We start from the raw sequence: 26,593 nt of genomic DNA, 5'->3' as shown, positions 1-26,593 counted from the left end.
CCGTGCACGTCGAGAACCTGACCCTCGCGTACGACGCTGCGACGCCTGTCGTGGACGGGCTGACACTGGAGGTTCCTACTGGACAGCTGACTGCAGTGGTAGGACCGAACGGGTCCGGCAAGTCCACCCTGCTGCGCGGGATGAGCAGACTGCTCACACCGCGGAGCGGACAGGTGCTGCTGGACGGCAAGGACATCCACCAACTGCCGGCGCGGGAGCTCGCGAGAAGGCTCGGTGTGCTGCCGCAGGGACCCGTGACTCCAGAAGGGATCACCGCGGCCGAACTGGTGTCTCGTGGACGCCATCCGCATCGCGGGCTGTTCGGACGGCTTACCGCTGAGGACGACGCCGCCATTGAGGAGGCCCTGCGCGCTGTTGAGTTGACGGAGTTGCGGGAGCGTCCGGTGGATCAGCTGTCCGGTGGACAGCGGCAGCGGGTGTGGATCGCGATGGTGCTGGCGCAGGGGACGCAGCACCTGCTTCTCGACGAGCCCACGACGTACTTGGACCTGGCACATGCTGTTGACGTGATGAACGTGGTGCACGGGGCTGCCACGACAGGCCGGACAGTCGTCACGGTGTTGCACGACCTGACACTGGCCGCGCAGTACGCCGACCACTTGGTCGTGATGGGGGAGGGGCGGATCGCTGCGGAAGGCCGTCCGGTCGACGTACTCACGGCTGACTTGCTGGATGAGGTGTTCGGGTTGAAGGCCACCGTGGTGGAGGTCGGTGGCGCACCGGTCGTCGTACCGGATCGTAGGCTGGCCGGGTGAGCTACACCGTTGGCCGCCTGGCGGACGTGCTGGCTGACTCGGTCAGCTGGTTGTCCGTGCGTACGGCGGACTCGTTTCCGGGGCCGGAGTGGGTCTCGTGTTCTCAGCTCATCGCGGAGCAGCAGGCGGGTGGCGATCCGACGTCGGCCTGGCGTGCCGCGGCCGCGGCTGACTACGCGCGGGACTATGCGATCGAGCCGCCTGTGCAGGTCGCGGCGATGTTCACGCTGATGTGGTACGTACAGGTGCCGTCTCTCGTTGCCGCAGTCAGCTCTGCAGCGACCGGGTTCTCGCCGGAGGTTTCTCCTGCTGCGCTGGCGTTCAAGCGGCATCCTGTGGCTCACTACCCGGCTGAGGTGGCGCTGCTGTCCGATCGGGTCGTTCCGGTCGAGGTTGCGGCCGCGCAGCATGCGGCGCACGTCAACGCGTTCCTGAACTCCTACCGGCCCGGGGTGAAGCTCGGGTCGTTGCAGCGGTTCGGCGCGGTGGAGGACGAGGTGCGGGCCGCGCTGCGGTTGGTGAAAGGCGGGGAGCTGGTCGAGCGCGCGGCGGAGGCGTTCGGGGTGTCTCTGGAGCAGAAGCTGCGTACCTCGTGTTGCTACTTCTACGTGCTTCCGAACGTGACGGCGTGCACCACTTGTCCGCGCTTTCGTTGATGTTCGCCCAGAGCGGAATCCAAGGGTGGCTCATCCGCCCGATTTCTGTCGGTGGCGGCGGGAAGCATGGCGGGCATGAGTCGATTCGCTGCCCAGGTGTCACCGACCGGTAATTTTCTGGTCGGTTGTCCAGCCCTGGACCCGGAGCTAGGTTCGCTGACGTGACCTCGCCCGGTGGTTTGCTGGCGACGACCCCGATCGGCTCCCGGGCCGAGGCGGAGGGCTACGTCGCGATGGTCTGTTTCAAGCACGGCCCACCTCGGCTGTACGGCGTCGAGCTCGAGTGGACCGTGCATCATGCGGAAGACCCGCACCGGCCGCTCGACGCCGGACAACTCAGCAAGGCCCTGGGCGAGCACGCCCCCGCGACCCTGGTCCGCGGCAGTCCGCAGCTGCCGTTGAGCCGGGGTGCTCTGGTCACCGTTGAGCCGGGTGGCCAGGTGGAGATTTCCGGCCCCGCGACGGACTCGATCCCGCGACTGATCGACGACACCGCCGCCGACGCCGCCGAGCTCACCTCTTTGCTGCTGGACGCCGGCCTGGTCCCCGGCCGGTACGGCCTGGATCCCTTCCGGCCACCCCGCCGCATCCTCACCGTCCCGCGGTACGCCGCGATGGAACGCGCCTTCCAGCGTCTCGGACCCCACGGCCCGCGGATGATGTGCAGCACCGCCGGCTTGCAGGTCTGCCTCGACGCCGGAGACTCGGACCAGACCGCTCTGCGCTGGCGCGCCCTGCACGATCTCGGTCCCGCACTGGTCGCCCTGTTCGCCAACTCGCGCCGCCGCGCCGGCGCCGACACCGGCTGGGCCTCAGCTCGTACTCAGGCCACCTTCGGCACCTGCGCCCCCTTCACCGAACCGCCCCCACTCGACGCCGACCCGGCTGCCGCCTGGGCACGGACGGCAATGGAGGCCCCGGTGCTGTGCTTGCGGCGGGGCGAGACGTGGGACGCGCCGACCGGGCTCACGTTCGGCGCCTGGGCGGACGGCGCACTGCCCGGCGACAGGCCGACGTACGACGACCTCGACTACCACCTGTCCACATTGTTCCCGCCGGTGCGGCCCCGTGGGTACCTCGAGGTCCGCTACCTCGACGCGCAGCCGGGTGACGGGTGGATCGCCCCGACCCTGCTGCTCACCGCACTGATGGCCGCGCCGCTCGACCAGGTGCTGGCCGCGGCCGAGCCGGCCGCCGGCCGCTGGTTCCCTGCCGCCCGCGAGGGGCTGAAGGACCGGTTGGTGCTGCGCGCCGCCCGGGACGTGGTCGCGCTCGGCACCGCGGTCCTGGACCGGACCGGTGCGGATCCCGAACTCACCGCTGCCGTCGCGACCCGGCTGCAGCGCATCGTCGACAACACCCAAGGAAGGCGAGCTTCATGAATCACCAACTGTCCGACCTGTCGGCCGAGGGTCTGCGGGCCTACGCCGGTGAGCAGCTGGAGCGGTCCCGCGCCCGCACGGTGCAGCTGACCGACGCGGTCGACACCGACGACCTGGTCAAGCAGCACTCGAAGCTGATGTCCCCACTCGTCTGGGACTACGCCCACGTCGGCAACCAGGAGGAGCTCTGGCTGGTCCGTGACGTGGGCGGCCGCGAGCCGCTGCGGCAGGACATCGACGAGCTGTACGACGCGTTCCAGCATCCGCGGGCGGACCGTCCGGCGCTGCCGCTGCTCGGTCCGGCGGAGACCCGGGCGTACGTGAACGAAGTACGCGACAAGGTGCTCGACGTGCTGGATCACGTGAAGTTCGACGCCGGGCGTGAGCTCGTCGACAACGCCTTCGCGTTCGGGATGATCACGCAGCACGAGCAGCAGCACGACGAGACGATGCTGGCGACGCACCAGCTGCGCGAGGGCGCTCCGGTGCTGGACGCGCCACCACCGCCCGCCGGGCGGGTGCTGCCGTCGGCGGAGGTTTTCGTACCGGGTGGTGTGTTCGAGATGGGTACGTCGATCGAGCCCTGGGCGTTGGACAACGAGCGGCCTGCGCACGCCGTCCACGTGCAGCCGTTCGTGATCGACACCGTGCCGGTGACGAACGGGGACTACCTGAACTTCGTACTCGGCGGCGGTTACTCCGATCCGCAGTGGTGGTCGGAGGCCGGGTGGGCGCACGTGCAGAAGGCGTCGTTGGTCGCCCCAAGGTTCTGGTCGCAGGCGGACGGGGAGTGGTGGCGGCTGCGGTTCGGTCACCGAGAGCGGTTGCCGCTGGACGAGCCGGTGATGCACGTCTGCTTCTACGAGGCCGAGGCGTACGCGAAGTGGGCGGGGAAGCGGCTGCCGACCGAGGAGGAGTGGGAGTTCGCGGCGCGGTTCGATCCTGCTTCCGGGCGGACGCGGCGGTTCCCATGGGGCGACGAGTCGCCGGGGCCGCAGCACGCGAACCTGGGGCAGCGGCATCTGTCGCCGGCGCCGGTCGGGGCGTATCCGGCCGGGGCGTCGCCGCTCGGGGTGGAGCAGCTGATCGGTGATCTGTGGGAGTGGACGTCGAGCGACTTCCGCGGGTACCCGGGGTTCCGCGCGTGGCCCTACGACGAGTACTCGCTGGTCTTCTTCGGCCCGGAGTACAAGGTGCTCCGCGGCGGCTCGTTCGGCACGGACGAGGTGGTGGCCCGCAGTACGTTCCGCAACTGGGACTACCCGATCCGCCGGCAGATCTTCGCCGGCTTCCGCTGCGCCCGCGACCCGCGCCCCGAGGAGCTGCACTCCTGATGTGCCGCCACCTCGCCTACCTGGGCCCGCCGGTGACCCTCGCGTCGCTGGTCCTGGACCCCGACCATTCGTTGTACGAGCAGAGTTGGGCGCCGTCGGACATGCGCGGCGGCGGCTCGGTCAACGCCGACGGCTTCGGCCTCGGCTGGTATCCGGAAGGGGATGCCGCCATCTCCGGCGGGCCGGTGCGCTACCGGCGCGACGTGCCGATCTGGACCGACGAGAACCTTCCGGGCCTGGCCGGCTCGATCCGCTCAGGTGCCGTCGTCGCCGCCGTGCGGAACGGGACAGTCGGGATGCCGTACGGTCAGTCGGCGGTCGCACCGTTCGCCTCGGGACACTGGCTGTTCAGTCACAACGGGCGCGTTCCGGGCTGGCCGGAGGCGACGCTCAAGCTCGCGGAGCAGTTGCCGGTGGCGGGACTGCTGGGTCTTGACGCGCCGATCGACTCGGTCTTCCTGTGGGCCCTGGTCGCCCATCGCCTCGGCGAGGGCGTGCCGCCGGCGGACGCGGTCGCAGCGGTCGTCGACGAGGTGGAGACGGCAGCACCCGGATCGCGGTTGAACTTCCTGCTGACCGACGGCGAGCAGCTGATCGCGACCGCGTGGACGCATTCGCTGCATGTTCGTCGTACGCCGGACTCCGTCACCGTCGCCTCCGAACCGTTCGGGGACGGCGAGTGGACCGCAGTACCTGATCGTTCCCTGCTGGTGGCTACCGCCGCGGACCTGCAGGTCACCCCGATGGAAGGACAGTTGTGACGCTGATCGACGTACACCTGACCCCGGACTACGCGGCCCGTGCACTGCGGGACGACGTCCGGGCGGGGCTGTCGGCGACACCGAAGTGGTTGCCGCCGAAGTGGTTCTACGATGCACGGGGGAGCGAGCTGTTCGAGGAGATCACCCGCCTCCCGGAGTACTACCCGACCCGCGCCGAGCGCGAGATCCTGCACACGCGCGCCGGTCAGATCGCGGCGCTGACCAACGCGCACACGCTGGTCGAGCTCGGCTCCGGTTCCTCGGAGAAGACCCGCCTGCTACTGGACGGGCTGCGCGACCACGGCACGCTGACCAGTTTTGTACCTATGGACGTCTCCGAGTCCGCGCTGCGTGACGCCGCCGATGCGATCAACGCCGACTACCCGACGATCGACGTCCACGGCGTCGTCGGGGACTTCACGGCGCACCTCGACAAGCTCCCGGGCGACCCGCCGCGACTGGTGGCGTTCCTCGGCGGCACGATCGGCAACCTGATCCCGGCCGAACGGGAGACGTTCTACCGTTCGATCCGTGACGTGCTCGAGCCCGGCGAATGGCTGCTGCTCGGCACCGACCTGGTGAAGGACCCGGCGACCCTGGTCGCCGCGTACGACGACGCGGCCGGTGTCACCGCGGAGTTCAACAAGAACGTGCTGCGGGTGATCAACCGCCAGCTCGGCGCGGACTTCGACGTCGACGCGTTCGAGCACGTCGCGATCTGGGACGCCGACAACGAGTGGATCGAGATGCATCTGCGCGCCACCCGCGCGATGAGTGTGCTGATCCCGGAGATCCACCTCGAGGTGAGCTTCGAGGAAGGGGAGGAGATCAGCACCGAGATCTCCGCGAAGTTCCAGCGCGCCGGAGTGGAAGCCGAGCTCGACAAAGCGTGCTTCACCCCGGCCGCATGGTGGACCGACGGCAAAGCCCGCTTCGCGTTGTCACTCTGGGAGGCCGTTTAGCTCCCTTGTTTGATCAGCCCGTTGATCTTGTCGATGTACGCGGGTAGGTCGGTGATCGGCTTCTTGCCGCTCAGGATGGGCTGGTAGTTGGCGGTCGTCAGGTCGCCGACCTGGCTGGCCCACTGGGTGGTGAACCGGACACCGACTGTCTTCTCCGCGGCCAGGTCAGCCTTGACCGTGTCGACGACGGTGCTCTGCTGCGCCTTCGTCAGCGCGTCGAAGTAGCTCGCCTGCGCGGGCGTGTACGCCGGCGGCGCAACGGGCGATGCAGGCAGTACGGCGTCCCACACCTTGGTGTTGATGTACTCGAGCACCTTGAACGTCGCGTCCTGGTCCTTGGTGTACTGCGGCGTGCAGATACCGACCGAGTCGTACAGCGTGGTCGGCGTCTGCACCTGCGGGAACGGCGCGAACCCGTACTTGATCTTCGGCTTGTCGGTCTGGAACCCGGCCGCCAGCCACTGGCCGCCGAACGTCATCGGCACCTTGCCGGCCGCGAACAGCGACTGCACGTTCGACGCGTCGTACCCGGGCGGCGCGACCGACCCGTTCTTGATCGCGGCGGCGAGCTTCGTCACGCCTTCGGTGTACTTGTCGTCGGCCTCGGCCTTCGTCGGGTGGTTCACGTTGTCGGTGAACGGCGCCCCACCCGCGGACACGGAGTACATGCTCATCGTGAACGGACCGTCGGCGCTGGTCAGCTGGTCGGCGACCAGGCCGTACTTCGCGCCGTTCTTGTTCGCGAGCTTCGCGGCGTCGGCGTACATCTCGTCCCACGTCCAGCCGGCCTTCGGCAGCGGCAGGCCCGCGGCGGTGAACGCGTCGGCGTTGTACCAGACGCCGTACGTGTTCATCAGCGACGGCAGACCACCCATCTGGCCGTCCGCGGTCTTCCAGTTGTCCATCGCGGACGGTACGAACTTGTCGGCGTTGAAGTCGCCGTCGCCGTTCTTGATCTTGTCGGCCCAGTCGACCAGGAGGCCCTGCGACGTGTACTGCTGCTCGGTGTCGTTACCGCACCAGAACAGGTCCGGCAGCTTCTTCGCCTGGGTCAGCGACGCGAGCTTGTCGCCGTACTGACCACTCGGTGACTCGAGCAGGTCGACCTTGATGTTGTCGTCCTTGAAGTCCGCCAGCGCCTTCTTGATCGCGGCGTTGGTGTCGGCCGACTCCCACGTCATCACGGTCACGGTGACCGGACCGTTGCCGGAACCACCCGATCCGGACCCGCCGCTGCAGGCCGTTGCCGTCAGCAACCCCGCGCAAGCGAGCGCGGTGACGCCCATAATCCGCTTCACAACAATCCTCATTTCTGGTTCGTGCTGCCGAGAGCGCCGAGGCCCTGGATGAAGTAGCGCTGCGCGGCGAAGAAGATGATCAGCGGCGGCAGCATGTACAGCAGGTTGGTGGCCATGTAGTAGCTCCAGTCCGGCGTCTTCCCGGCGAACGGCGAGATGAACGACGCCATACCCACCGACAACGGCCACTTGCCGGACGAGTACAGGTAGACCAGTGGATTCAGGTAGTCGTTCCAGGACGCCTGGAACGCGAGGATCGCCATCGTCAGCCAGGCCGGCCGGGTCAACGGCAGCATCACGCTGACGAAGATCCGCAGGTGCCCGGCGCCGTCGATCTTGGCCGCTTCATCGATGGAATAGGGGATCGCGAGAAAGTACTGCCGGGCCAGGAAGATGAACAACGGGTTCCCGCCGAGGAACGCCGGCACGATCAGCGGCAGCCAGGTGTCGTACCACCCGATGCTCTTGTACATCTGGAACAACGGGATCAGGCCGACCACGCCCGGCAGCAGCATGCTGCCGACGAACAGGTAGAACCACACCTTGCGGCCGGGGAAACGCAACCGGGCGAGCGCGTACCCGGCCATCATCGCGGTCATCACACCGCCGAGCACGCTGAGCGCGGTGATAACGACCGAGTTCAGGAACAGCCGTGGGAAGTGGATCGCCTGCGGGCCCTTGATGAAGTTGCTCCAGTGGAACTCGTGCGGGAGCAACCTCGGCGGGATGTCGAAGACCGCGGTCTTGTCCTTCAGCCCGATGGTGATCATCCACAGCAGCGGGACGACCATCACCGCGCAGATGAACAGCGCGACGACGTACCACGCCGTCGTACCGATCGCGCGTGGTCTCTTCTTCGCCGGGCGGGCCACCTCGGACACAGCGGGCAGGGAGGCTTCAGTTGTTGTCACTGTAGGTCCAGAGCGAGGAGAACTTCGCGGTCAGGGCGATGACGGCAATGATGATGACGAACAGCACCCACACCTGCGCGGACGCGTATCCCAGCTGCGGGATCCGGCCCAGGGTGGGGAAGCCGTTGTTGTAGATCGAGAGCATCAGCACGTTGGTGCTGAACCCAGGCCCGCCGTTGGTGAGGATCTTCGGCTGGTTGAAGGTCTGCAGTGCGGCCGTGGTCTGCAGGATCACCTGCAGCAGCATGATCGGGCTGATCATCGGCATCGTGATCCGGAAGAACATCGACCACGGGCCGGCGCCGTCCACCTTGGCCGCCTCGTACAGCTCGGTCGGCACCGACTGCAGCGCGGCCAGGAAGATGATCATCGTGCCGCCGACGCCCCATAGCATCACCAGTACTACGGAAGGCATCGCCATCTTCGGGCTCTGCAACCACAGGCTCGTCGGCAGGCCGAGCCGGTCGAGGATCGTGTTCAGCAATCCGACCTGCGGGTCGAGCATGAACTTCCAGAGCGTGATCGTCGCGACCGCGGGCAGTACGACCGGCAGGTATGCGAGCGTGCGCACGACCCGGACCCCGGCGAACCGCTGGTTGCAGAACATCGCCAGCGCCAGCCCGAGGACCAGCGACAACGGGACATAGAGCAACACCAGATAGCCGGTCGCCCGCAACGCCGGCCAGAACGCCGGGTCGGTCGTGAACAGCCTCCGGAAGTTGCCGAGGCCAACGAAGACCGGGTCGGTCAACCCGTTGTACTTCGTCAGCGCGAGGTAGAACGATCGGATCAGCGGATACCCCACGAAGACGCCGAACCCGATCACCGCGGGCGCGATGAACAGGTACGCCGCCTTCACATCGGAGCCGGCGTTGCGGCTCATACCACCACGGCTACGCCGCGTCCTGGTGGCAGCTCCGCCTGGAGAACTCGCGCTGATGCTTCCCTCGCTCCGCTCGGGAACGGAATTCATCCGGCCTCCTGGACGGTAACGTTTCCAACTCTTACTGTTGGGTGACGATGCCGTGTCGTGAAAAGGAAGTCAACCCCGTGTCCGAAACGTTTCCAAACCAGCCGGAGCACCCCCGGCCGACGATGATCGACGTCGCGCGCCGGGCCGGCGTCGGCCTCGGCACGGTGTCCCGGGTGGTGAACGGTGGCCACGGTGTCCGGGACGAGACCGCGCAGCGGGTCCGCGCGGCGATCGACGAGCTCGGCTTCCAGCGCAACGAGGTGGCCCGCGCGCTCCGCCCGGGCAAGAAGTCGACCAGCCTCGCGCTGGTCCTCGGTGACCTGACCAACCCGTTCTACGCGAGCATCGCGAAGGCGTCGCTGGAGATCGCCGGCCAGTCCGGGTACGCCGTGGTGCTCGGGAGCGTCGACGAGGACCCGGAGGGCGAGAAGCGCGCGATCAAGGAGCTGGTCAGCCGGCAGGTGGCCGGTCTGATGATCGTCCCCGACCAGGGCGATCACGCGTTTCTGCAGGGAGCCGGCGTACCGGTGGTGTTCGTCGACCGCCCGGCGACCGGGATCGAGGCGGACATCGTGATGGTCGACAACGAGGGCGGCGGCCGGATCGCGGCCGAGCACCTGCTCCGGCAGGGCCACGAGCGGATCGCGATCATCCTCGCACCGTCGTACTACACGATCGGCCGCCGGTTACGCGGGTTCCGCCGGGCGCACCGGGCGGCGGGCGTCGAGGTCGACGAGTCGCTGGTGATCCAGCTGCCGGAGGGCAACGCGGAGGCCGCCGAGAAGGCGACCCGCGAGGTGATGCTGCGACCGGACCCGCCGACCGCGATCTTCGCCTCGACGAACTTCCTGGTCGAGGGTGTGCTGCGGGCGCTCGGCGAGCTCGGTCAGGAGCCCGCGGTGGTCGGGTTCGACGACTTCCGGCTCGCCGACATGCTGCCGACGCCGGTAACGGTCGTTGCCTCCGACATCGCCGAGCTCGGCCGCAGCGCGGCCCGGTTGCTGCTCGATCGCGCGTCCGGCACGGACACCCGCCCGCCGCAGCGGATCGTGCTGCCGTGCGCGCTGATCGAACGTGGCTCGGGCGAACGCCCGCCTTCTGCTGTGAACAGAAAGGCTCAGTGATCAGCGGCCGCGCTGGATAAGGTCGCAGCGTGTACTACGAGTCCTTCGGCGCCGGCCGCCCGATCTTCTTCCTCCCCAGCTGGGGCGGCGACGCCGGCGAAGGCCGCGACCTCCACGAACCCGTCTTCGAACGTCGCACCGGCTGGCGCCGCATCTACGTGGACCCACCCGGCACCGGCAAGTCCCCGGCCGACCCGACCATCACCAACCAGGACGGCATGGTGTCCGCCATTGCTGCGCTGATCAGCGAAGTGGCCGGTGCCGAACCATTCGCCCTCGCAGGTACGTCGGCCGGCGCGCTGCACGCCCGAGGCATCCTCAAAAGGAACCCGGCCCAAGTCCTAGGACTGTTGCTCAGAGCACCAGGCATCGTCATCGACCGCACCCGCCGCACGCTCCCGACGGACGAGCACCTGCTGCCGTCCCCGGCTCGCGATCGCCAGCACAAGTACTACGACGACGCGGAGGAATTGGCCGACGTCGAGTTCCTCGGCCGCATCCAGCGCGACCCCTCGACGTACGGGCTGAGCGAAGACCCGTCGACCCACTTCGACCGCCCGACCCTGATCGTCACCGGCCGCCAGGACACGATCGCCGGGTACGCCGACGCGTGGCCGATCCTCGACGACTACCCGCGCGCGACGTACGCCGTACTCGACCAGGAGGACCACTTCCTTCCCGGCCCCGGATCGGAGCTGTACCGCGCGCTGGTCGACGACTGGCTGGACAGGGTCGAGCACCTGGACGCGTGAGGGGCGGAACGCGCGTCCAGGTGCTCGCCTGCCCGGCTTCAGGTCCTGTCAGAAGTTCGGCCAGGCCCAGCCGCGGTAGTTGGAGTAGTACGGGAGCTTGGCGAGGCCGATCGCGCCGTTGACGCTGGTGGCCCAGAAGTAGCCGTCACCGCGGGCCACGCCGACATGGCCGTAGGGGGCCGCGAGGTCCCAGAACACCAGGGCGCCCTTCGGTGGGTTCAGGTCGCCGGGGTGGGCGACGCCGCGGTTCACCGCGTCGTTCCAGTCCGCGGTGGCCGAGGCCCAGACCCCGGTCTTTCCGAACGAGTTCTCTGCGGCCATCTCGCAGTACCCCTGGAACGCGGTCGAGCCGTTGCGTGAGGAGTACCAGGCGATCGCCTTGTCGGCGCGCGGGTTGCTGGTGCAGAGCGGCGCAATCAGCCCGCTGCTGCCGGTGTTGACGTAGGAGTCGGTGATGTAGCCCTTGCCGGGGATGTGGTCCCAGATCAGGCTGCGGCCGTACTTGCCGGTGACGGGTTCGCCGTACACCTGGCAGTCGATCTCGACGGTTCCGTTCGGCTGGTTGCCGACCGAGGCGAAGCTGGTCGCGTTCCCGGACCGGATCGCGACGCCGGTGCCGCTGTCGGTGACGACGGTCCCGGTGGCGGCGCTCGCGGGGAGTACGCCGGTGCCGAGGGCGGCGGCACCGGCGAGAAGGGTGGTGACGGCAACGCGGGCGGTGATGCGCATGAGGGCGGTACGCATGGTGGTGGTCCTTTTCGCTGGGCGACTGGCGAAGTGCCACTTTTTTACAGAGAATCAGAGCGTTACGGTGTTGTCGCAGTGGGCAACGGTCGGACCGGAGAGTGCACTGTGAGGCCAGCACAGGCTCGCGTTGTGATCGGTTCCCGGATGCGTGAGCTCCGGGAGGCGTCCGGTATGCCGTTGACCCGGGCGGCTGCGGAGTCCGGATGGGACAAGGGGCATCTGTCCCGGGTCGAGCGCGGTCACACCAAGCCGAGCCGCGAGCTGATCGAGTGGTACGACGACTCGTTCGGCGCGAACCAGGCGCTGGTGAATCAGCTGATGGAACTCGACGCCGCCGTCCGCGCCGGCCGGGACATGTCCCAGCGCGACCTCCGCCGGCACGTCCAGCCGGTACTGCTCGGTGGTTCGGTGCCGATCGACCATCACCCCGACGACCGGGCCGAGCTCGTGGGGGAAACCGTTCCGGACGGTACGCAGGTACGCCAGGACGAGACGTTCGAGAAGACGTGGGTACTCCGCAACAGCGGCGAGCGGCCGTGGTGCAACCGGTGGCTCACCCGTCAGGGCGGCGCCGGAACCCCGGGCCATCTCCGTTCGCCGAACCGGGCCCCGGTCCCCGACGCGGCGCCGGGCGACCTGGTGACGGTGACGATGTCCCTCCAGGCGCCATCACAGGTCGGCGCATCCACGGCGTACTTCAAGATCACCGACGAGGCGGGCCGGCTGTACTACCCGGGTCTGGAGTCGCCACCGATCTACTGCACGATCTTCACCGTCTACGAGCTCTAGCCGCCGTACTCCGCGTCCAGTTCGGCGTCGATCTCGGCCTTGCGTTTGATCCAGCGTTCGCTCAGGCCCTTCACCTCTTCGCCGATGAAGTCGATGAAGCCGAGCGAGACCCGGATCCGCCGGTGCGCTTCGGTGCCTTCGCCGGCGGCGTCGAGGACCTTGCGGAGCGAGACCGACCAGCGGGCGAGCGACGCGTCCTCGGTCATCATCGTCTGGTACCACGCGTCGTCCTGGACGACGTACACGTCGCGACGGGTGCCTGGCTCGCGCTCGCGGGTCGCGAGGCGGAGCTGGAGCAGGTAGTTCACCGCGCCGGACACCGCGGCCGGACTCGCCTGCAGCTGGTCGGACAGCTCGGCAGCGGTCATCCGGCCGTCCACGCTGGACAGGATCGCGGCGAACACCCGGGCCGCCATCCGCGGCCAGCCGGTCTCCGCCAGCAAGTTGCCGAACTGTTCGGTGTACCGCTTGACGGCGTCGTCGTCCCGATGTGCACTCACCGCCCCATCATCTCCTCTGCCGCGCCAGAAATCTGTTAGCAAGATTCACAAACTTCTGAATGAAGTGTACGTTATGAATCATGACATCAGCCATTGTGGTCTCCGGACTGCACAAGTCGTACGGCAGTACGCACGCCCTCGACGGGCTCGACCTCGAGGTCAGAACCGGCGAGGTGCACGGCTTCCTCGGGCCGAACGGCGCCGGGAAGTCCACCACCATCCGGGTCCTGCTCGGCCTGCTGCGGGGTGACGCCGGCGATGTCTCGCTGCTCGGCGGCGACCCGTGGCACGACGCGGCGAAGCTGCACCGGCGGCTCGCGTACGTTCCCGGCGACGTGAACCTGTGGCCGAACCTGACCGGCGGAGAGGTGATCGACCTGCTCGGCCGGCTGCGCGGCGGGCTGGACGAGAAGAAGCGCGACGAGCTGCTCCGCCGGTTCGATCTGGACCCGACCAAGAAGGGCCGGACCTACTCCAAGGGCAACCGGCAGAAGGTCGCGCTGGTTGCGGCGCTGTCCTCGGACGTGGAGCTGCTGATCCTGGACGAGCCGACCTCCGGCCTCGACCCGCTGATGGAGGAGGTGTTCCGGCAGTGCATCGAGGAGGAGCGTCAGCGCGACCGCACCGTGCTGCTGTCGAGCCACATCCTGTCCGAAGTCGAGGCGCTGTGCGACCGGGTCAGCATCATCCGCCGCGGCAAGGTGGTCGAGACCGGCACGCTCGCTGAGCTTCGGCACCTCACCCGTACGTCGATCCACGCCGAGCTGGCCGGATCGCCGAACGGGCTGGCGGAGCTGCCGGGGGTGCACGACCTCGATGTCGAGGGCAACCGGGTGCGGTGCGAGGTGGACACCGCCCAGCTCGATGCGGTGATGCGGCAACTGTCGGCGAGCGGGATCAGGACCCTGGTCGCGCAGCCGCCGACGCTGGAGGAGCTGTTCCTGCGGCACTACGAGGAAGACGTACCGGCTGAGGCTGTTCCGGATCACGGGGCGGCGGTGCGATGAACGACTTCGTCGGTACCGGGACGCTGGTGCGGCTCGCGCTGCGCCGCGACCGGTTGCTGATCCCGATCTGGGTGGTCGTCTTCGTCCTGTCGGCGGCCGGGTCGGCCAAGGCGTCGATCAGCCTGTACTCCGACAAGAACGCGCTGGTCGAGGCCGCGCGAACGTCGAACGCTTCGCCCGCACTGGTCTCGTTGTACGGGCGGATCTTCGACGAGTCCTCGCTCGGAGAGGTCTCGCTGTTCAAGCTCACGGCGTTCGGTGCACTGCTCGTCGGGTTGCTGGCCGGCATGCTCGTCGTACGGCACACCCGGACCGAGGAGGAGTCCGGGCGGCTCGAGTTGCTGAGTGCCGGAGTACTCGGCCGGTACGCCGCTCTGGCCGCCGGGCTGATCGTGTCGTCCGCGACGGTGATCGTGCTCGGGCTGGTGACTGCGCTCTCCTTGATCGGGAGCGGACTGGATGCCACGGGGTCGTTCGCGTTCGGGCTGATGTGGGCTGCGGCCGGTCTGTCCTTCGCGGGCGTCGGTGCGGTGACGGCACAGGTCACCGAGAGCGCGCGGGCCGCCAACGGGCTCACCGCGGTCGTGTTGGGTGTGTCGTACGTACTGAGGGCTGTCGGGGACTCGTCCGCGGACGGCAGTACGCAGTGGGTGTCCTGGCTGTCACCGATCGGTTGGTCGCAGCAGGTCCGTGCGTACGCCGGTGATCACTGGGCCGTACTACTGGTGCCACTGGTGTTCCTGGCGGTTCTTGTCGCCGCGGCGACCGCACTGATCCGGCGGCGCGATCTTGGCGCCGGTCTGGTTCGGCCGCGGCCTGGACCACCGCGGGCGGCTGCTTCCCTGCGGTCACCGCTGGCGTTGGCGTGGCGACTGCACCGCGGCTCCTTGCTGGCGTGGGGTTTCGCCTTCCTGCTGCTGGGGCTGCTGGTCGGCAACATTGCCAGCAACGTCGACGGGTTCGTGACGAGTGACAGTGCTCGCGAAATGGTGCAGAAGCTGGGTGGCGTCGAGGGCATCACCGACGCGTTCCTGGCGACCGAGATGGGCGTGATGGGGCTGCTGGCGTCAGCGTTCGGTATCCAGGCCGCTTTGCGACTGCGGTCGGAGGAGACCGCGCTGCGGGCCGAGCCGTTGCTGGCGACCGGTGTGACGCGTGGGCGGTGGTTGGCGAGTCATGTGCTGATGGCTTTGCTCGGTACTGGTGTGCTGATTCTGGTTGCGGGGCTCGGCTCAGGTGTCTCGAGTGGCGCGTCGCTGGGCAACATGGGGCGTCAGGTGCCTCGGATGCTGGCGGCGGCCGCCGTACAGCTCCCTGCGATCTGGCTGGTCACCGCATTGGTTGTGGTTCTGTTCGGGGTGGCGCCGAAGCTGGTCGCCGCGGGCTGGGGGTTGTACGGGCTGTTCCTGCTGATCGGGCAGTTCGGCGAGATCTTCAACCTGCCGCAGTGGATGATCGACCTCAGCCCGTACGGCCACACGCCGCGGCTGCCGGGTGGTGACTTCTCCGCGACCCCGGTGATCTGGCTGACCGCGATCGCGGCGGCGCTGACGATCGCGGGCTTCGCCACCTTCCGCCGGCGCGATATCGGCTGACTGAGGACGGCGCTGGTCTGAGGGGTCCGGCGCTCGCAGGCCCGCCCGGTTCACCGCCGGGCGGGCCTGTCTACGATCGCTGGGTGTTGAGTGAGCAACTGGTCGAGTTCTGGACCGAACGGCACCTGTGTGTGCTGAGCACTGTCCGGGCAGACGGTACGGTCCATGCGACCCCGGTCGGCGCGACGCTGGACCCGGACGCCGGGCTGGTACGGGTCATCTGCTCCGGTACGTCGTACAAGGCGCGGACGATCCGTCGGCTGGGAGAGGCATCCGTCGCGGTGACGCAGGTGGACGGCCGCCGCTGGAGCACGCTGGAGGGCCGCGCCGTGGTCAGCGACGACCCGGCCCACGTCCTGGACGCGGTGACCCGCTACGCCAAGCGCTACAAACAACCCCGCCCCAACCCCACGCGCGTCGTCCTCGAAATCACCATCACAAAGGCCCTCGGCAATGCCGGCTGACCCCATCACCGTCGTCGGCATAGGCCCCGACGGCTGGCCCGGCCTCACCCCCGAAGCCCAATCAGCCCTAGCCACAGCCGAAATCCTCCTAGGCAGCCCCCGCCAACTAGGCCTCGTTCCATCGGGCTCGTTTGAGGCTGTGGCTTGGCCGTCGCCGCTTTCCGAGGGACTGCCTCGATTGTTGGCGGAGTTTCGGGGGCGCCGGGTGTGTGTGCTGGCGAGCGGCGATCCGACGTTCCATGGGATTGGTACGACGCTGGTGCGGATGCTCGGGGTGGATGCCGTACGCGTCATCCCGCATCCGTCCAGCGTCTCGCTGGCGTGTGCGCGGCTCGGGTGGGCGCAGGATCAGGTACAGGTGGTGAGCCTGGTCACCAACCCGGTCGACCGCCTGCACCCGCACCTCCAACCCAACCGGCGCCTCCTCATCCTCAGCCGCACCGCCCAAACCCCCGCAGAAGTCGCCCAACTACTCACCGCCCGCGGCTACGGCAACAGCACCTTCACCGTCCTCGAACAACTGGACGGCCCGACCGAACGCATCCGCACCACAACAGCCGCCGACTGGTCCGCCGACGTCGACCCGCTCAACGTCATCGCGGTCGAATGCCCCGCCGACGCACCGATCCTCTCCACCGTCCCCGGCCTCCCCGACGACGCGTACGAGAGCGACGGCCAGCTCACCAAGCGCGAAGTACGCGCGGTCTCGCTCTCCCGCCTCGCCCCCGTACCCGGCCAACTCCTCTGGGACATCGGCGGCGGCGCCGGCAGCATCGCGATCGAATGGTCCCGCCACCACCCGACCTGCCGGGCGATCGCCATCGAACGCGACCCCACCCGCGCCAAACGCCTCGAACGCAACGCACTCAACCTCGGCGCCGCAGTCACCGTCGTCGAAGGCCCCGCACCCACAGCTTTGGAAGGCCTCGAAGCACCCGACGCGATCTTCATCGGCGGCGGAGCAACCGCCCCCGGCCTGTTCGACGCCTGCTGGAACGCACTCCGCCCCGGCGGCCGTCTGGTCGCGAATGGCGTCACGCTGGAGACGGAGGCGCTCATCGTCCAGTGGTACAAGACGTACGGCGGCGACCTCGTACGCCTCGATGTACACCGCGCCTCCGCGATCGGCACCATGACCGGCTGGCGCCCCGCCATGCCCGTCACCATCTGGAGCGTGACGAAATGACGGTCCACTTCATCGGCGCCGGCCCAGGCGCGGCTGACCTCATCACCGTGCGCGGCCGCGACCTGATCGCGTCCTCACCGGTCTGCTTGTACGCCGGTGCACTCGTCCCCGTCGAGCTCCTCGACCACTGCCCGCCGGACGCCCGCAAGGTCGACACGGCCAACCTCAACCTCGACGAGATCATCGGCGAACTCGCCACCGCCCACGCCGCCGGCCACGACGTCGCCCGCCTGCACTCCGGTGACCCGTCCGTCTTCAGCGCGATGGCCGAGCAGATGCGTCGCCTCGACGCGTTGCAGATCCCGTACGACGTCACGCCCGGAGTACCGGCGTACGCCGCAGCCGCCGCCACGCTCAACCGTGAGCTGACCGTCCCGGAGGTCGGTCAGACGGTTGTCCTGACCCGGATCAGTGGCAGCGCGAGCGCGATGCCGCCGGGGGAGGACCTCGCGACCCTCGGTGCGAGCCGCGCGACGATCGTTCTGCACCTGGCGGTCCAGCAGATCGACCGTGTTGTCGCTGAACTCCTCCCGAACTACGGCGCCGACTGCCCGGTGGCGGTCGTTGCCCGTGCGTCCCGCGAGGACGACGTGGTACTGCGCGGCACGTTGGCGGACATCGCCGAACAAGTACGTGCCGCAGGCATTCGCCGTACCGCCGTGATCATCGCCGGAAAGGTGCTGTCGGCAACGACCTTTCGCGACAGCCACCTGTACTCGACCACCCGCGCGCGATGAGAGTCCTGCTCCTCGGCGGCACCGGCGAGGCCCGCGAACTGGCCCGCCTCCTGGTCGCCGCCGGCATCGAAGTCGTCTCCTCCCTGGCCGGCCGCACCACCGCTCCCCAGCACCCGGTCGGCGAAGTCCGCACCGGCGGCTTCGGCGGCCCCGAAGGCCTCACCGCCTGGCTCCGAACCAACCCGGTCGACGCCGTCATCGACGCCACCCACCCCTTCGCCACCCAGATAACCACCAACGCCACCACCGCCACCACCCAAACCGCCACCCCCCACCTCATCCTCAGCCGTCCAGCCTGGGAGGACTCTTCAGCCGAGTGGTATTGGGTTGATACGGCTGCTGCGGCGGCGGAACTGCTGTCTCGGGTTGGGTCGCGGGTGTTTCTGACGATCGGGCGTCAGGGGCTTGACGCATTCGCGGGTACCGGTCTGTGGACCTTGGCCCGTTGCGTCGATCCGCCGGAGCCCGCACCGACCTGGTGCGAGCTCCTCCTCGCGCGCGGACCCTTCACGGAATCCGACGAGGTGGAGCTCCTGCAGCGGCACCGCATCGACGTACTGGTCACCAAGAACAGCGGCGGCGCCGCCACCGCCCCCAAACTCCGCGCGGCCCGCCGTCTGCATATACCGGTAGTCATCATTCGCCGCCCCCCGCTCCCATCCGGCCTGGACGTCGTCGAAACACCCGCCGAAGCCCTCACCTGGCTGCGAACGAATATCAGCGGGTGATCCGGGCGAGCCACTCGCCCAGCACCTGACGCTCCCCGTCGGTCAACATCCGAAGCTCCGGCAGATACGCCTGCAACGCATTGGCGGCGGCCGTCACACCTTCGGCAGCGGGCCGACCGCGCGTCGCGCCGTCGTCGTCCGGCGTGGTGATCGCCGCGACCACGGCGTCGAACATCGCGTCGGCCAGGCGTGGGTCCCGCTTGTTCTCGGGGGTGTTGAGCAGGGTGAGTACGGCGCCTGAGCCGGCCGCCTGGACCATGTCGACGGCCAGATCCTCGGACACGCGCAGCCGACCCGCCGCTGCCAGGTGACGGATCCGCGTCCGCAGGATCGCCAACCCCGCCTCGGCCGCCGCCGGGGGTTTTCCCGGCTGCGTGTCGGCGTACATCAGCAGGAACAGCTCCCGGTTCGCCAGGCCGAAGCCGACGTGCAGGTCCCACCCGGCGCGCAGGTCCGCGATCGGGTCCGCCGTCGGGTCGTGCGGCGGCTTCTCGGCGAGGTACTTCGCGAAGCCGTACTCGAGCACGGCTTGCAGCAACCCGTCCTTGTCGCCGAACAGCCGGTAGATCGTCGGCGCCTGCGTGCCCGCCGCGCCGGCAACGGCTCGCGTGGACACCGCGTCCCGGCCGCCGGTCGCGAGCAGCCCGGCGGCGACCTCGACGATCTGCGCCCGCATCCCGTCTCGGCTGCCTGTGCTCTCGTCCACGGACGCAACCGTAACGCTTGGCCACCTCTGTTTCCAGTGATAGCGTAATCCTGTTTCCACTGATAACAAGGAGTTCTTCATGATCATCGTCACCGGAGGTACCGGCCGACTCGGACGGGCCGTCGTCGAGCGTCTCGCCGAGCAGGTACCGGCCGGCCGGCTGGGCGTCAGCGTCCGCGAACCGGAGAAGGCCGCGGACCTCGCTGCCCGCGGGATCCGGGTACGGCGCGCCGACTTCGACGACCCGGCCGCGCTGGCGACCGCGTTCGACGGCGCCACCCAGGTGCTGATCGTCTCCGGTCCGGCCGACCCGGCGCCGCACCGCCTCGCGATCGAGACCGCGAAGTCCGCCGGCGCCGAGCGCATCCTCTACACCAGCCATCAGGCCGCCAGCCTCGACTCGCGCTTCGTCGCCACCCGCGGTCACGCCGCGACGGAGCAGGACCTGGCGAGTTCGGGCGTACCGTTCACCGCGCTGCGCAACGGTTTCTACGCGAGTACGACGGTCTTCATGCTCCGATCCGCAATGGAAACCGGCGAGCTGATCCTCCCGGAGGACGGACCGGTTTCGTGGACCGCTCACCGCGACCTCGCCGACGCGGCGGTCGTCGCGTTGACCGATTCCCAGCGCCTGGACGGCATCACTCCCGCGCTCACCGGTCCCGAACTACTCGATTACGCCGACGTCGCCGCGATCGCCTCCGACCTCAGCGGCCGGCGGATCACCCGCGTCACCGTCCCGGACGACGAGTGGAGACAGGACGCGCTCGACCGCGGGATGCCGGAGTTCGTGGTCGATCTGACCCTCGGGATCTTCCAGGCCGCCCGACGTGGTGAGTTCGCGGTCGTCGACCCCGCGCTGCCGAAGCTTCTCGGCCGCCCCGCCACCACGCTCCGTGAGGTCCTCACCGCCGAGCTCCTCGGGTGAGCTCCGCCACCTCACGCAGTCACCGGATGGTCGGGTGGCCGTGGGTGGTCGATAGATTGGCGCTATGGGGATTCAGATCGCGCCTAGCATCCTGTCCGCTGACTTTGCTCGGCTGGCCGATGAGGCCGCGGCTGTGTCGAATGCGGACTGGCTGCATGTCGACGTGATGGACAACCACTTCGTGCCGAATCTGACGCTCGGGATGCCGGTGGTCGAGTCGTTGGCGAAGTCGACCGATCTGCCGCTCGACTGTCACCTGATGATCGAGGACCCGGATCGCTGGGCGCCTGGGTACGTCGAGGCCGGCGCGTCCAGCGTCACGTTCCACATCGAGGCGTGCCGCGCCCCGGTGCGGACCGCGCGGGAGATCCGCGCCAAGGGTGCGCGGGCCGCGATGGCGCTGCGGCCGGCGACGCCGATCGAGCCGTACGAGGACCTGCTGGGCGAGCTCGACATGGTCCTGATCATGACCGTCGAGCCTGGGTTCGGCGGGCAGAAGTTCCTGGACCTCTGCCTGCCGAAGATCCGCCGTACGCGCGAGCTGCTCGGCAAGCACGGCCTGGACGTGTGGATCGAGATCGACGGCGGCGTCTCGGTCGAGACGATCGAACGCTGCGCCGACGCGGGTGCCGACGTGTTCGTAGCCGGCTCCGCGGTCTACGCCGCCGACGACCCGAACGCGATGATCGACAAACTCCGCAACCTCGCCGAACAATCCACCGCCCACTAGGCGGACCCGCCGCGCGGTGGGTCGGGGTGGAGGCGGCGGCACTCTACGATGAGCAGCGTGAGCGAGCCCAAACCGGTGGAAACCTGGCTGACCGACATGGACGGCGTCCTGGTGCACGAGGAGCGGTCGATCCCCGGCGCCAGCGACTTCATCGCCGCGCTGCAGGCGTCCGGCAAGAAGTTCCTGGTTCTCACGAACAACTCGATCTTCACGCCGCGGGACCTGCGTGCCCGGCTGCTTGCCGCGGGCATCGACATCCCGGAGACGTCGATCTGGACCAGCGCGCTGGCCACTGCCCAGTTCCTCGACGACCAGCGGCCGGGCGGGACGGCGTACGTGATCGGTGAGGCCGGCCTGACCACCGCACTGCACGAGATCGGGTACGTCCTCACCGAGCGCGACCCGGACTACGTCGTCCTCGGCGAGACCCGCACGTACTCGTTCGAGGCGATCACCCGCGCGATCCGGCTGATCGCCGAAGGCGCGCGGTTCATCGCGACGAACCCGGATCCGACCGGTCCGTCGCAGGAGGGGCCGCTGCCGGCGACCGGTTCGGTGGCCGCGCTGATCACCCGCGCCACCGGCGTCGCGCCGTACTTCGTCGGCAAGCCGAACCCGCTGATGATGCGCAGCGCGCTGAACCGGATCGAGGGCCACTCCGAGACGACCGTGATGATCGGCGACCGGATGGACACCGACATCATCAGCGGTCTCGAGGCGGGCCTGCGGAGCGTGCTCGTGCTGACCGGGTCGACCGGCGAGCACGAGGTCGAGCGGTTCCCGTACCGCCCGACCCGGATCGTCGCCTCGATCGCCGACGTCGTACCGCTGGTGACCGCGCTCTCCTAGCAGGTCAGCGTGCGGAAGCCGTACCCCTGCGCCTTGAGCGCCTTGAGGATCGTCGGCAGCGCGGCGACCGTCTGCGAGCGGTTGCCGCCGCCGTCGTGCATCAGGATCACCGAGCCGCTGTGCACGTTCTTCAGTACGCGTTGCACGATGGCCGCCGTACCAGGCTTGGTCCAGTCGCGCGAGTCGACCGTCCACACGACGAGGTCCTTGCCCAGTTGCCGCGCGCGCTGCCTGACGGCCGGGTTCACCCCGCCGTACGGCGGCCGCAGACAACCCGGCGTACTACCGATCTGCGCGCGGATCGCCTGGTCCGTCAGCCTGACCTCCTGCTGGAACCTGGCCGCGGTGAGCTTGCGGAGATCGCTGTGGTCCCAGGTGTGGTTCTGCACGCTGTGACCGGCCGCGTGCAACTGCTTGGTCAGCTCGGGATGCTTGCGCACGTTCTGACCGACCTCGAAGAAGGTCGCCTTCGCGCCGTACAGCGCGAGGATGTCCAACACCTTCGGGGTGTACTCGGCATCGGGACCGTCGTCGAACGTCAGTACGACGTACTTCGTCGGCAGCGGCGTCGGGCTCGGGGTGACGGCCGCAGGCGCAGCGGCCGGCGGCGTGGGCGTGACGGGCTTGGCCGGTGACTTCGCGGCCGCGACCACGACCGAGCCGATCACCGCGCTCACCAGCATCATCACCGCCAGGCCGACGGCCCTGTTCCCCGCACGCGTCAAGCGAACGTCCATGTTCCCCCCAGGGCGGTGGGTGGTCACTTCCTCACCCGTCCAACCCTGCGTGAACCACCCGCGAAAGCCAGCGCCCACGCCGCTTCCGTATCAACAATTCACGGATACCGGACGGTTCGCCAGCGCCCGGCGCACGATCACTGAGGATCCGGGACGCGACCAGTCGCGGGTGTCGATCGTCCACACCCGGAGCTTCTTGCCGAGCGTTGCCGCCCTGCGGGCCACCAGCTTGTTCGTACCGCCGTACGGCGGACGCAGGCAGCGGCGGGTGTAACCGGTCTGCGCGCGGATCTGTGGGGTGTACCGGCTCGGCCCGTCGTCGAAGGTGAGATAGACGTACCGCGGCGCCCCGGCCGCGCCTGGATCGGGCCACTCAGAGCACTTGGGAGAGGAACTGGCGCAATCTGGGCGACTCGGCGGCGGTGAAGAGCTGTTCCGGTACGCCGGATTCGACCACGACGCCGTGATCCATGAACGCGACCTGGTCCGCGACCTCCCGCGCGAAGCCCATCTCGTGGGTGACCACGACCATCGTCATGCCGGCCGCGGCGAGGTCCGCCATCAGCGCGAGCACGCCCTTCACCAGTTCGGGGTCGAGCGCCGATGTGGCCTCGTCGAACAGCATCACCTCGGGCTTCATCGCCAGCGCCCGCGCGATCGCGACCCGCTGCTGCTGCCCGCCGGACAGGTTGCCGGGGCGCGCGGTCGCCTTGTGCGCGAGGCCGACCAGTTCGAGCTGTTCGCGCGCCGCCGCCCGCGCGGATTCGGTGTCGAGTTTCTTGATCTTGCGCAGCGGCAGCGTGATGTTGTCGAGCACGCTCTTGTGCGGAAACAGGTTGAAGTGCTGGAACACCATCCCGATCCGGCGCCGCAGCACGTCCGGGTCACCCCGCAGTACCGACTCGCCGCCGAGCTTCACGTCGCCGGCATCCGGTTCGAGCAAACGGTTGATCGCGCGCAGCAACGTCGACTTGCCGGAGCCCGACGGCCCGATCACGCACGCGGTCTGCCCGGCCGGTACGGCGAGGTCGACACCGCGCAGCACCTTGTTGCTGCCGAACGCGAGCTCGACGCCCTTGACCTCCAGGCTCGCGGCCTCAACGGATTGCATGCTCGGCCTCCTCCAGCACTACGTCGACCGGACGCCCTTCGCGCAGACGCTTGTCGAAGTGGTTCACCAGGTGCGTCAACGGCACCGTGATCACCAGGTAGAAGATCCCCGCGAGCAGCAACGGCGACAGGTTGCCGTTGGTCGCGGCCGCGTCCTGCCCGATCCGGAACAGCTCACGCTGACTCGCCAGCAGACCGAGGAAGTAGACCAGGCTGGAGTCCTTCACGAGCGCGATGAACTGGTTCACCAGCGCCGGCAGCACCCGCCGTACCCCTTGCGGGATGACGACCAGCCGCATGCCGCTGGGGTAGCTGAACCCGAGCGCGCGGGCGGCCTCGAGCTGACCCTTCTCCACGCTCTGGATGCCGGAGCGGAAGATCTCCCCGATGTACGCGGCCGCGATCAGCGACAGCGCGAGGATGCCGAGCGGGTACGGGTTCGGGCCCCACCAGTGCCGGGTGATCGGGGACAGGCCCTGCCCGATCAGCAGGATGGTGAGGATCGCGGGCAGGCCGCGGAAGATGTCGGTGTAGATCTTCGCCGGCCAGCGCAGCCAACGCGTCCTGGACAGGGCGAGGACCGCCACGATCATGCCGAGCACAGTGCCCAGCACGACCGAGGCGGCCGCCAGGATGAGGGTGTTGACCAGCCCGACCTTCAGCATCTCGGGCAGCACTGCCTTCATCGACTCCCAGTCGAGGAAGGTGTCACGCAGGGTGGACCAGATGTCCATCAGACTTTGGGAGCCGTGAACTTGACCGATCCGCTGCCCGGCTTGAAGTTCGCCGGTACGGCGCGACCCGGGTAGTACTGCTCGACCAGCTTGGTCCAGGTTCCGTCCGCGATCACCTCGTCGAGGGCCTTGTTCACGGCGTCGCGGAGCTTGTCGTTGTTCTTCGCGACGGCGAACGCCATCGGCGCGTCACTGAGCTCCTTCGCGGCCAGGATCACCGTGCCACCGCCCTGCTCCTTGGCCATCTTCTCGCCGATCTCGGCGGGGGAGACCCAGGCGTCGGCCGTACCGGCCTTGAGCTGGCCGAGTGCGGCGTTGTAGTTCGGGACGCGGACCGGGTTGAGGCCCTTGCTGGTGGCGTAGTCGTCCTGGACGGTGCCCTGGACCACCACGACCCGCTTGCCGGAGAGCTGGTCGAAGCTCGTGATGCCGGAGTTCTTCGTGGTGTTCAGACCGAGGTAGCCGAAGTCGTATCCGTTGCTGAACGCAACGGTCTTCTTGCGGGCCTCGGTGATCGTGATCGACGAGCTGCCGAGGTCGAACTGACCGCCGTTGACCTGCGAGAGCAGTGCCGAGAAGTCGGTGCCGACGAACTCGGGCTTCAGGTTCAGCTTGGCCGCGACCGCGGTGATCAGGTCGTTGTCGAATCCGGTGAACTTGCCGTCCTTCACGTACACGTTCGGTGGCGCGTCGGTGAGCGTGCCGATCCTCAGTGTTCCGGGCTTGATCAGGCCCAGGTCGGGGCCGGATCTGGCATCCTTCTGATCGCTGCCGCAGGCAACCATCGCGGCCGCCAAGGTGATCGCCCCGACCACTGCGACAACCCGCCGAAACGCACGCACAACTGTCTCCTCACCTGAATGGACGCAGGACGATCGGCCCTGCCATCGCAACCCAACACCAGGCCGGGGACTTCGCATTCCGTCGCGACAAGGCGTGAGACGGCGCTCAAAGTGCAGTTGGCTTGTGGTATATCAGGGGTGGTCAGCCGTGATGCTCGTCATAGTGCGCGAGTGCGTCCGCGGTCCGGCCGGTGCCGTAGGCAAGTAATAGCTCGGCGACTGCCGGTGATTCCTCTGCCGCTGCCGCGGCCGCCCGCTGGATCTCCTCGGCCGACGCGACCGCCCGGAACAGATCCTGGATCTCCCGAACGACGACACGCGCCGGAAGCTCGCCCGAAACGGTCGCCCAAGGTGTGGCCGACGGGTTCGGTTGGCCGATCGGCCAGGTAGCAGCCGACAGATCCGGCTGATCAGACGACCACGGTGCGACCGGCTGCTGCGGTTGAGCGGCCGCCCCGGACCCCGGCGAGAGCTTGGCCCGAACAGTCGCCCCCCGACCGACCGACGACCCGACTCCGGCGGCCAACCCGGGTGCCCGCGCCATGTCTGAGGGTACGGCCGGCGAGCTTTCGGAAGGTGCGGTCGGCCACGGGTCGGGTGGTGGGGTTGAGTGGTTGGCTCGGGTGGGGTGGGTGTGGGTGGTTGGGGTGGGGTAGGCGGTGGTGGTGGAGCGGATGGTGTTCAGTTCGGCGGGGACGTCGGTTGGGTCGATTCCGCCGGCGATGGCCAGGTCGGCGAGTTCTGAGGCGGCTCGCAGGCGTGCTACCACGGCGGGGTTGCCGATCTTCACGCGTTGGGCGCTGACCAGTTGCGAGAGCATCGGCGCCGACAGTCCGATCACCTGCGCGAGCCCACCTTGGGTCAGTCCGAGCGCCGCGGTGACCCGGCGTACCACCTCGCCCAGCGGTTCGCCGTACAGTTCGACCTGCTGCCGCACGTTCTGCGCGCTCTGTTCCATACGCGTACTTTGCAACTGCAAAGATGATTTTGCAATAGCAAACGCCGCGGCCACGATGTGACCTGGGTCGTGGTGGAGGTTGCGGGACGAGGCATACTTGAGGCACGAGTGAAACCCACTCGCGTGCTCCGGGGTCGGTGTAATTCCGAGCCGGCGGTGACAGTCCGCGACCCGCGACTTCGCAAGAAGAAGCGGTTGACCTGGTGGAATTCCGGGACCGACGGTGAAAGTCCGGATGGGAGGCGCACGCGGTCGGCGGGTGTGCTCTGGCGCCCGGCGGCGCGGAGCGTGGGCTGTGAGGCCTGCGGGACCGCGGC

The 26,593-nt window shown here is 68.5% G+C and carries 29 protein-coding genes and 1 riboswitch; of the genes, 18 read left to right on the top strand and 11 right to left on the bottom strand.

Translation table 11 applies throughout. The annotated features are described in order from the left end of the window. Nucleotides 1-2: 2 nt before the first annotated feature. The 6 genes from FB475_RS05570 to egtD all read left to right on the top strand — a co-directional run bounded on the left by FB475_RS05570 (nucleotide 3) and on the right by egtD (nucleotide 5,871). Complete coding sequence (locus FB475_RS05570) at nucleotides 3-776, top strand: ABC transporter ATP-binding protein (RefSeq protein WP_141853145.1); 774 nt, start codon at nucleotides 3-5, stop codon at nucleotides 774-776. Next, nucleotides 773-1,432: a (2Fe-2S)-binding protein gene (locus tag FB475_RS05565; protein ID WP_141853144.1), complete on the top strand. Its 660-nt coding sequence runs from the start codon at nucleotides 773-775 to the stop codon at nucleotides 1,430-1,432. The genes FB475_RS05570 and FB475_RS05565 overlap by 4 nt, the downstream gene beginning before the upstream one ends. A 161-nt stretch (nucleotides 1,433-1,593) precedes the next feature. Beyond that, on the top strand, nucleotides 1,594-2,814 hold the full coding sequence (locus FB475_RS05560) for a glutamate-cysteine ligase family protein (protein WP_141853142.1): 1,221 nt from the start codon (nucleotides 1,594-1,596) through the stop codon (nucleotides 2,812-2,814). Next, nucleotides 2,811-4,148, top strand: coding sequence for an ergothioneine biosynthesis protein EgtB (gene egtB, locus FB475_RS05555; protein ID WP_141853140.1), 1,338 nt, complete (start codon nucleotides 2,811-2,813; stop codon nucleotides 4,146-4,148). The genes FB475_RS05560 and egtB overlap by 4 nt, the downstream gene beginning before the upstream one ends. Beyond that, nucleotides 4,148-4,909, top strand: coding sequence for an ergothioneine biosynthesis protein EgtC (gene egtC / locus FB475_RS05550; protein ID WP_141853138.1), 762 nt, complete (start codon nucleotides 4,148-4,150; stop codon nucleotides 4,907-4,909). The genes egtB and egtC overlap by 1 nt, the downstream gene beginning before the upstream one ends. After that, nucleotides 4,906-5,871 (top strand): L-histidine N(alpha)-methyltransferase, encoded by a 966-nt coding sequence (gene egtD / locus FB475_RS05545; RefSeq protein WP_141853137.1) that lies wholly within the window; start codon nucleotides 4,906-4,908, stop codon nucleotides 5,869-5,871. Before egtC ends, egtD begins: the two co-directional genes overlap by 4 nt. Here egtD and FB475_RS05540 read toward each other — a convergent pair. Genes FB475_RS05540 through FB475_RS05530 form a run of 3 tightly spaced genes read right to left on the bottom strand, consistent with a single transcriptional unit; the run spans nucleotide 5,868 to nucleotide 8,963 of the window. Further along, a complete protein-coding gene (locus FB475_RS05540; RefSeq protein ID WP_238331979.1) occupies nucleotides 5,868-7,181 on the bottom strand; it encodes an ABC transporter substrate-binding protein in 1,314 nt (437 codons plus the stop codon). The two genes, egtD and FB475_RS05540, sit on opposite strands and share 4 nt — an antisense overlap. Then, a complete protein-coding gene (locus FB475_RS05535) occupies nucleotides 7,178-8,080 on the bottom strand; it encodes a carbohydrate ABC transporter permease (protein ID WP_238331978.1) in 903 nt (300 codons plus the stop codon). Before FB475_RS05535 ends, FB475_RS05540 begins: the two co-directional genes overlap by 4 nt. Beyond that, complete coding sequence (locus FB475_RS05530; RefSeq protein ID WP_238331977.1) at nucleotides 8,067-8,963, bottom strand: carbohydrate ABC transporter permease; 897 nt, start codon at nucleotides 8,961-8,963, stop codon at nucleotides 8,067-8,069. The genes FB475_RS05535 and FB475_RS05530 overlap by 14 nt, the downstream gene beginning before the upstream one ends. Nucleotides 8,964-9,130: 167 nt before the next feature. On the opposite strand from FB475_RS05530, the gene FB475_RS05525 reads away from it, so the two are divergent. Both FB475_RS05525 and FB475_RS05520 read left to right on the top strand, forming a co-directional pair. Continuing rightward, entirely contained in the window at nucleotides 9,131-10,177 is a 1,047-nt protein-coding gene (locus tag FB475_RS05525) for a LacI family DNA-binding transcriptional regulator (protein WP_238331976.1), read from the top strand. Between the two features lie 29 nt (nucleotides 10,178-10,206). After that, the gene (locus FB475_RS05520; RefSeq protein ID WP_141853136.1) at nucleotides 10,207-10,929 is read left to right on the top strand and encodes an alpha/beta fold hydrolase; all 723 of its coding nucleotides are present in this window, start codon (nucleotides 10,207-10,209) and stop codon (nucleotides 10,927-10,929) included. 48 nt (nucleotides 10,930-10,977) lie between these two features. Here the strand turns inward: FB475_RS05520 and FB475_RS05515 are convergent, their stop codons facing one another. Beyond that, nucleotides 10,978-11,673, bottom strand: coding sequence for an SH3 domain-containing protein (locus tag FB475_RS05515; protein WP_141853135.1), 696 nt, complete (start codon nucleotides 11,671-11,673; stop codon nucleotides 10,978-10,980). A 147-nt stretch (nucleotides 11,674-11,820) separates the two neighbouring features. On the opposite strand from FB475_RS05515, the gene FB475_RS05510 reads away from it, so the two are divergent. Next, on the top strand, nucleotides 11,821-12,465 hold the full coding sequence (locus FB475_RS05510; RefSeq protein WP_238331975.1) for an NBR1-Ig-like domain-containing protein: 645 nt from the start codon (nucleotides 11,821-11,823) through the stop codon (nucleotides 12,463-12,465). Here FB475_RS05510 and FB475_RS05505 read toward each other — a convergent pair. Further along, entirely contained in the window at nucleotides 12,462-12,965 is a 504-nt protein-coding gene (locus FB475_RS05505; protein ID WP_141853133.1) for a GbsR/MarR family transcriptional regulator, read from the bottom strand. The two genes, FB475_RS05510 and FB475_RS05505, sit on opposite strands and share 4 nt — an antisense overlap. Before the next feature lie 80 nt (nucleotides 12,966-13,045). Here FB475_RS05505 and FB475_RS05500 point away from each other — a divergent pair, with 80 nt between their 5' ends. The 6 genes from FB475_RS05500 to FB475_RS05475 all read left to right on the top strand — a co-directional run bounded on the left by FB475_RS05500 (nucleotide 13,046) and on the right by FB475_RS05475 (nucleotide 18,682). After that, nucleotides 13,046-13,972 (top strand): ABC transporter ATP-binding protein, encoded by a 927-nt coding sequence (locus FB475_RS05500; RefSeq protein WP_141853132.1) that lies wholly within the window; start codon nucleotides 13,046-13,048, stop codon nucleotides 13,970-13,972. Beyond that, on the top strand, nucleotides 13,969-15,567 hold the full coding sequence (locus FB475_RS05495) for an ABC transporter permease (protein ID WP_141853131.1): 1,599 nt from the start codon (nucleotides 13,969-13,971) through the stop codon (nucleotides 15,565-15,567). Before FB475_RS05500 ends, FB475_RS05495 begins: the two co-directional genes overlap by 4 nt. Nucleotides 15,568-15,650: 83 nt before the next feature. After that, nucleotides 15,651-16,031 (top strand): PPOX class F420-dependent oxidoreductase, encoded by a 381-nt coding sequence (locus FB475_RS05490; RefSeq protein WP_141853130.1) that lies wholly within the window; start codon nucleotides 15,651-15,653, stop codon nucleotides 16,029-16,031. Next, nucleotides 16,021-17,217 (top strand): precorrin-6y C5,15-methyltransferase (decarboxylating) subunit CbiE, encoded by a 1,197-nt coding sequence (gene cbiE / locus FB475_RS05485; protein WP_141853129.1) that lies wholly within the window; start codon nucleotides 16,021-16,023, stop codon nucleotides 17,215-17,217. The genes FB475_RS05490 and cbiE overlap by 11 nt, the downstream gene beginning before the upstream one ends. Next, nucleotides 17,214-17,954 carry a precorrin-4 C(11)-methyltransferase gene (gene cobM, locus FB475_RS05480; protein WP_141853128.1) on the top strand — a complete coding sequence of 247 codons (741 nt, stop codon included), beginning with the start codon at nucleotides 17,214-17,216 and terminating at the stop codon, nucleotides 17,952-17,954. Before cbiE ends, cobM begins: the two co-directional genes overlap by 4 nt. Then, complete coding sequence (locus tag FB475_RS05475) at nucleotides 17,951-18,682, top strand: cobalt-precorrin-6A reductase (protein WP_141853126.1); 732 nt, start codon at nucleotides 17,951-17,953, stop codon at nucleotides 18,680-18,682. The genes cobM and FB475_RS05475 overlap by 4 nt, the downstream gene beginning before the upstream one ends. Here FB475_RS05475 and FB475_RS05470 read toward each other — a convergent pair. After that, a complete protein-coding gene (locus tag FB475_RS05470; protein ID WP_238331974.1) occupies nucleotides 18,672-19,388 on the bottom strand; it encodes a TetR/AcrR family transcriptional regulator in 717 nt (238 codons plus the stop codon). The genes FB475_RS05475 and FB475_RS05470 overlap by 11 nt on opposite strands. A 79-nt stretch (nucleotides 19,389-19,467) precedes the next feature. Between FB475_RS05470 and FB475_RS05465 the strand changes: the two genes are divergently transcribed. From FB475_RS05465 to FB475_RS05455, 3 genes are all read left to right on the top strand, one after another. Further along, nucleotides 19,468-20,316 (top strand): SDR family oxidoreductase, encoded by an 849-nt coding sequence (locus tag FB475_RS05465; RefSeq protein ID WP_141853124.1) that lies wholly within the window; start codon nucleotides 19,468-19,470, stop codon nucleotides 20,314-20,316. A 64-nt stretch (nucleotides 20,317-20,380) separates the two neighbouring features. Continuing rightward, nucleotides 20,381-21,046, top strand: a complete 666-nt coding sequence (rpe, locus tag FB475_RS05460) for a ribulose-phosphate 3-epimerase (protein ID WP_141853122.1) — start codon at nucleotides 20,381-20,383, stop codon at nucleotides 21,044-21,046. 48 nt (nucleotides 21,047-21,094) lie between these two features. Next, nucleotides 21,095-21,895: an HAD-IIA family hydrolase gene (locus FB475_RS05455; RefSeq protein ID WP_141853121.1), complete on the top strand. Its 801-nt coding sequence runs from the start codon at nucleotides 21,095-21,097 to the stop codon at nucleotides 21,893-21,895. Here FB475_RS05455 and FB475_RS05450 read toward each other — a convergent pair. From FB475_RS05450 to FB475_RS36645, 5 genes are all read right to left on the bottom strand, one after another. Next, nucleotides 21,892-22,620, bottom strand: a complete 729-nt coding sequence (locus tag FB475_RS05450) for a polysaccharide deacetylase family protein (RefSeq protein ID WP_238331973.1) — start codon at nucleotides 22,618-22,620, stop codon at nucleotides 21,892-21,894. The two genes, FB475_RS05455 and FB475_RS05450, sit on opposite strands and share 4 nt — an antisense overlap. A gap of 385 nt (nucleotides 22,621-23,005) precedes the next feature. Further along, entirely contained in the window at nucleotides 23,006-23,743 is a 738-nt protein-coding gene (locus tag FB475_RS05440) for an amino acid ABC transporter ATP-binding protein (protein ID WP_141853119.1), read from the bottom strand. After that, nucleotides 23,730-24,476 (bottom strand): amino acid ABC transporter permease, encoded by a 747-nt coding sequence (locus FB475_RS05435; protein WP_141853117.1) that lies wholly within the window; start codon nucleotides 24,474-24,476, stop codon nucleotides 23,730-23,732. The genes FB475_RS05440 and FB475_RS05435 overlap by 14 nt, the downstream gene beginning before the upstream one ends. Further along, on the bottom strand, nucleotides 24,476-25,318 hold the full coding sequence (locus FB475_RS05430; RefSeq protein WP_185759086.1) for a substrate-binding periplasmic protein: 843 nt from the start codon (nucleotides 25,316-25,318) through the stop codon (nucleotides 24,476-24,478). Before FB475_RS05430 ends, FB475_RS05435 begins: the two co-directional genes overlap by 1 nt. Before the next feature lie 142 nt (nucleotides 25,319-25,460). Then, nucleotides 25,461-26,276 (bottom strand): helix-turn-helix domain-containing protein, encoded by an 816-nt coding sequence (locus FB475_RS36645; protein ID WP_185759084.1) that lies wholly within the window; start codon nucleotides 26,274-26,276, stop codon nucleotides 25,461-25,463. Nucleotides 26,277-26,396: 120 nt separating this feature from the next. Continuing rightward, nucleotides 26,397-26,527: riboswitch (FMN riboswitch) on the top strand. Nucleotides 26,528-26,593: the final 66 nt, after the last annotated feature.

It is taken from the genome of Kribbella jejuensis (assembly GCF_006715085.1).
Classification (GTDB): domain Bacteria; phylum Actinomycetota; class Actinomycetes; order Propionibacteriales; family Kribbellaceae; genus Kribbella; species Kribbella jejuensis.
The sequence above is the reverse complement of the archived record's forward strand: the minus strand, read 5'-3'. Positions and strand labels throughout refer to the sequence as shown.